Here is a 1,504-nt window from a genome sequence, read left to right on the forward strand (position 1 = left end):
TATTGTAGCGATAGCGGCTGGTTGTGCACATACAGTCGGCCTGAAATCAGACGGCACGGTGGTAGCAGTAGGTGAAAATACATACGGTCAATGTGACGTAAGTAGCTGGCGTAACATCCTGTTGCCTGGAAAATAGTCAATTTACAATAAATCATTAGTAATATTATTCTATTTAGGAGTAATTATGGAATAGGATATGTAGAAAATAATTAAACTTAAATCTGCTGAATAAGAATCCCTTTTGAAAAGGGATTCTTATTGTTTTTCGTAAAATGATTGTCTAAATGGAATTTTTGAACAAACTTTATTGCAAAGTTGACAGTAGAAGAGATAAATAAAGTAAAGGGGAGAAAAAGGAATGTTTAAAAGGTTTTTACTTTCTTTACCGGATGTTTTACTTATATGTATCGTTCTCTACATAACATATACAAATTCTTTTAGTTTTGGACAGATGTTAGTAATTTCAATTGCAATTGGAATTATTGGTGGTTTTATTATAAGAATATGTAAGGATTTATTTACTTTTATCCAGTGGACAATTGAACAAAAGAAGTCTTGACTATGCTTAATTGTTACTAGGGGGGGGATGGAATGAATCAGAAAAAGAGTAGGGTGAAAAACAAGATAGTACTTTGGGCATTAACAGCTGTTGTTTTTATCATTGTATGGTACTTTTATCAAAAATAAAAACGCACCGTACTAAAAAGCACGATGCGTTTTTATTATTTTTTTTGCCAATTTTCTTTTATAAAGTCTTCACGGCCAGATTCTTTTTGCTCAGTAGCATATTTCTCTGGGTTCTTTTTATAGAAATGTTGGTGGTATTCCTCGGCTTCATAAAAAGGTGCAGCTGGGCGAATTTCAGTTACGATTGGCTCTTTAAACATACCGCTTTCTGCAAGAGCTTGTTTTGATTTTTCAGCAAGCTCTTTTTGTGTTTCGTTATGATAAAAAATAGCGGTGCGATAAGAGGGACCGCGGTCAAAGAATTGTCCGCCATCATCAGTTGGATCGATTTGTGGCCAATATAAATCTAGTAATTTTTTATACGGAAAAATAGAAGGATCGAATGTAATTTGTACAACTTCTAAATGACCAGATGTTCCAGCTTTTACTTGTTCATATGTTGGGTTTTCTACATGACCACCTGCATAGCCAGAACGTACTTTATGAATACCAGGAAGTTCATCAAATGGCTTTACCATGCACCAAAAGCAACCGCCTGCAAAGGTTGCGATTTCGTATGTTTTTTCGGACATTGCTGTAATCCTCCTAAATATATATGTTTTATATAGTATTATACAAAAACTTTTGTTTCGCAATAAAAAAGATTCGAAAATGTGTATCTTATTAAAAAAATTCCGGAAACATGTTGACAATGAAAAGAACAACGTCCTATAATACGTGTAACAAATAAAAGTGAATTAAGAATTTTCTAACTTTATATATTATATATGCAAAGAAGAGGAAAGTAGATGGTTATGATCGTTTCAGAGAGCTGCTC

At 33.4% G+C, this 1,504-nt stretch carries 3 protein-coding genes; 2 read left to right on the forward strand and 1 reads right to left on the reverse strand.

Translation table 11 applies throughout. The features are described from left to right. The coding region (locus MR079_RS28205) for an RCC1-like domain-containing protein (RefSeq protein ID WP_242295075.1) at positions 1-136 on the forward strand (136 nt) is incomplete at its 5' end. Positions 137-358: 222 nt separating this feature from the next. Continuing rightward, a complete protein-coding gene (locus tag MR079_RS28210) occupies positions 359-559 on the forward strand; it encodes a hypothetical protein (RefSeq protein ID WP_049112646.1) in 201 nt (66 codons plus the stop codon). 163 nt (positions 560-722) lie between these two features. Here the strand turns inward: MR079_RS28210 and msrA are convergent, their stop codons facing one another. Beyond that, on the reverse strand, positions 723-1,259 hold the full coding sequence (gene msrA, locus MR079_RS28215; protein WP_139867764.1) for a peptide-methionine (S)-S-oxide reductase MsrA: 537 nt from the start codon (positions 1,257-1,259) through the stop codon (positions 723-725). Positions 1,260-1,504 lie beyond the last annotated feature (245 nt).

The organism is Bacillus cereus group sp. BfR-BA-01381, assembly GCF_022663555.1.
In the GTDB taxonomy this organism is placed as follows: domain Bacteria; phylum Bacillota; class Bacilli; order Bacillales; family Bacillaceae_G; genus Bacillus_A; species Bacillus_A pacificus.